The 3423-nt window shown below is 47.5% G+C and carries 3 protein-coding genes; 1 reads left to right on the top strand and 2 read right to left on the bottom strand.

Features of this window, described 5'->3' with window-relative positions; all coding sequences use genetic code 11:
- Nucleotides 1-166 precede the first annotated feature (166 nt).
- Both PMIT1303_RS00415 and glyQ read right to left on the bottom strand, forming a co-directional pair.
- Nucleotides 167-1777 carry an iron uptake porin gene (locus tag PMIT1303_RS00415; RefSeq protein WP_063397071.1) on the bottom strand — a complete coding sequence of 537 codons (1611 nt, stop codon included), beginning with the start codon at nucleotides 1775-1777 and terminating at the stop codon, nucleotides 167-169.
- Nucleotides 1778-1944: 167 nt separating this feature from the next.
- The gene (gene glyQ, locus PMIT1303_RS00410; protein ID WP_063397070.1) at nucleotides 1945-2847 is read right to left on the bottom strand and encodes a glycine--tRNA ligase subunit alpha; all 903 of its coding nucleotides are present in this window, start codon (nucleotides 2845-2847) and stop codon (nucleotides 1945-1947) included.
- A gap of 192 nt (nucleotides 2848-3039) precedes the next feature.
- Between glyQ and PMIT1303_RS00405 the strand changes: the two genes are divergently transcribed.
- A partial coding sequence (locus tag PMIT1303_RS00405; RefSeq protein WP_197459713.1) for a VTT domain-containing protein occupies nucleotides 3040-3423 on the top strand: 384 nt, incomplete at its 3' end.

Raw genomic sequence — 3423 nt, 5'->3', positions numbered from 1 at the left:
TGGATTGATTGATAAAAGAACAAGAGCTTGTTTGCGTGATGAAGTGTTTTGCATTGCTCTCTTCAGTTTTTGAATAACTTCTAAAGACAAAAAAAGGCGCCCGCTTGAGGGGCGCCTTGATGGTTGTTTGACGAACCAGGGGAGAGAATGCCCTCCCTCGCTCAGATCAGAACTTGAATGTTGTTAGCACTAAGCCACCGAAGGTACCGAAAGTATCAGCACCGGCACCACCATGCTCTACATCTGAACCTGTTTCCTGTCCGAACGGACGGCTCAGATAGAAAACAGCTGGTGTCACAGAGATGTTGTCTGTGACCTGGAACTTGTACCACAGCTCGAACGCCATGTTGCCGTCATCAGGAGTGTCATCACCCTTCATAGCGGTCACCCACTGAAGCTCAGAAACTGCAGCACCAAGGGTATTGCCCTCAATGAAGGCATCCTTCCACATCATGCCTGCGAACCAAGCCATGCTTTCGCTACGTGTGCCATCTGAGGCTTCATCTGGCAGGTTGTAATTCGTGTAGTCGTAACCAACACTGAAGGAAGGAACAAAGCCTGGCTCATCAGGCTGCCAAAAAGCTCTAAACGCGACTCCATTGGAATCAGCACCACAAGAACTTGTGCCTCTGCACTTGCTATAGACGCTGGCACCACCATCTGACGTACCAAAGCCTTGAGTCATGCCTTGTTGGGTGTAGGCATAAGCCGCAGAAACTTGCCACTGAGGATTGCCGTAATCGACCTTGGCGAGAAACTTACCTTTGGAATTACCGTTGCCTACACCACCATCAGAAGGATCACCATTTTCGCCTTCTTTGGCCACATAGTTGGCACTAATGCCAAACCTGGCATCCATTGGGTCGTCGACTTGCGACTTCCAGGCCAAACCTAAGCCTTGCCCTGTACTTGCACCGTAAACACCATAGTTACCACCCAACTTGAAGGCCTTCAAGATTGGCTGATAAACAGATGGAGCACTGCCGAGCATGTAGTAGTTTTCAATCTTGGCACCAACCCAAGCAGTGAAGCTGTCCCCAATCGGGAAGGTATACCAGAGCTTGTCAACCTTCAGGACATCCCCATTGTTATTGGCAACACTCAAGTAGGCAGGCTTCACATAACCCTTGCCACCAAATGCACTATTTTCAAAGTTACCTGACTTCAGACGAGTATAGAGAAGATCCTTACCCGTGAAACTGGTGTTTAGATTCAACTGCAAAGTGTAGTTGAAAGTAAGTGCATCAGTTCCTAGATAGTCCCCATCATCCGTCAGTTCATCGGTATCATCGCCTGTATAGCTGGTTCCGCCAAGAACCATATGGGTCTTACCAACAAGCTTGGTGGTGGTGGAGAACTGAGTGGCTTCGAGTTCACCAACGCGGGCTTCTAGGCCATCAACACGGCCCTTGAGGATGGCGAGCTCCTGCTCGAATTCCTTCAGCAAGCGACGCAGTTCGTCGGTGACTTCTGTGATGCGATCGAGGCAGGCATTCAATAGAGCAGCCGCTTCAAAGCGGGTCATTGCTCTGTTGCCCAGGTAGCTACCGCTTGGATAGCCAGCTACACAGCCGTAGCGCTCAATCAGGTTGCTAAGAGCCTGATAAGCCCAGTCGGTTGGGTAAACATCTTGGAATTGGGAGATGCTGGTGACCTGCTCGCTGGAGGCCGAATAATCGGACACACCTTTGATGTCTAGGTCTGCGGCATTAGCAGCCATAGGGGCCATTAGGCCCAAGGCAGCAGGTGCCACCAGCAATTGCTGGAAGAGTTTCATTTGGTTCCTCACACAAAAAGCCCAAAACATGGGCAAGCAAAGGTTAGTAAAAAGATGCGTGTTCACAACGAACACAATTAACAGCTCTAAGTATCTTTTGATACAGGCAAAGCCAGGTGCTTAGAATCAGGCCCTTGAAATTATTGAGCCATTTAAAATTGAGCTATTTAAGATTGCAATGGCTGGTCTAAAGCAAGTGCCTTGTTATTAAGCAATGGGAATCCCATTGCCTCCCTTTCTGTTAACCAAGCCTCTGCCACCCCGCGAGCCAAACTGCGAATCCTGCCAATCGTGGCTGTTCTCTCCGTAACCGAAATCACGCCACGAGCCTCCAGGAGATTGAAAGTATGGCTGCATTTAAGAACGAAATCAAGAGCCGGTGCTGGAAGCTGCTTGGCGATCAGGTCTGACGCTTCCGCTTCATAAAGATCGAACAACTGCTTGAGGCGACTTGGATCGGATGATTCAAAGTTAAAGTCGCACTGACCCTTTTCTAGAGAAAGCCATATATCGCCATAGCTTCGTTTGTTATTCCAGCTGAGATCCCAAATATTCTCAACATTCTGTAAATACATTGCCAGTCTTTCAATGCCATAGGTGATCTCAATCGGCACAGGGCTGCAATCAATACCACCACATTGCTGAAAATAAGTGAACTGTGTAACCTCCATACCATCAAGCCACACTTCCCAACCAACCCCCCAGGCTCCAAGAGTGGGTGATTCCCAGTTGTCTTCTACAAAGCGAATATCATGCTCCGCCGTACAAACTCCTAAAGCTTCAAGCGATGCAAGGTAGGTCTCCTGAATACCCACTGGAGAGGGCTTGATCAATACCTGATATTGAAAATAGTGTTGAGCGCGATTGGGGTTGTCGCCGTAGCGACCATCGGTGGGGCGACGACAGGGCTCTGGATAAGCCACAGCCCAGGGCTCTGGTCCAATAGCGCGCAGAACTGTATGGGGACTCATCGTGCCGGCACCCTTTTCGGTGTCATAAGGCTGCAACAGCACACAGCCCTGATCAGCCCAAAAGGAATTCAGGGTCGTGATGATGTCCTGGAAGTGCACTAGCGCTGTTCTGAGGGGCTTTGATTGTAATTGTATTGTATTCCTATTATCCATTACCTAAGCAGAAGCTTGTTTAATACGGATAGAGTCGGAGGCATTTGAATGCTATATTTAGTTAGTTAAATCCAGCAGAAAGTGATCAGAATACATCTCAATCGAACGAAATGGTCTTATTTAATAATCAGCATTCTCATGGTAGCCCTAATGATTTATATCGCTCAATTTCTAGATGTGTCAACGATAGGAAGTTGGCTAAAAGGTATCGATGGGCGCATTGAATCGATAGGGCTATGGGCAATAAGCATTATTTTTGCCCTACGGTCAATAAGTATAATAATCCCAATACTTCCTGGCACATACTGCTCAGTTCTCTCTGGTTATTTCTTTGGATTCCAACAAGGCTTATTGGTTATTTTCATAGCAGATCTGCTCGCTTGTTGTTCTTGCTTCACCCTTTCCAGGAAATTTGGTAGAACCGTAATTGAGAAGCTCGTAGGCAAGAATCTGATGAACCGTGTGGAGAATTTCAGCAAAAAACATTTAGAGCAAAACTTTTTTTTGATGACAAGCTTTTTA

This window comes from Prochlorococcus sp. MIT 1303 (genome assembly GCF_001631965.1).
GTDB lineage: Bacteria > Cyanobacteriota > Cyanobacteriia > PCC-6307 > Cyanobiaceae > Prochlorococcus > Prochlorococcus marinus_D.
The sequence above is the reverse complement of the archived record's forward strand: the minus strand, read 5'-3'. Positions and strand labels throughout refer to the sequence as shown.

What these genes read in the sequence shown, in the direction of transcription:
- PMIT1303_RS00415 (WP_063397071.1), bottom strand. Translation starts at nt 1,777, where the DNA reads ATGAAACTCTTCCAGCAATTGCTGGTGGCACCTGCTGCCTTGGGCCTA.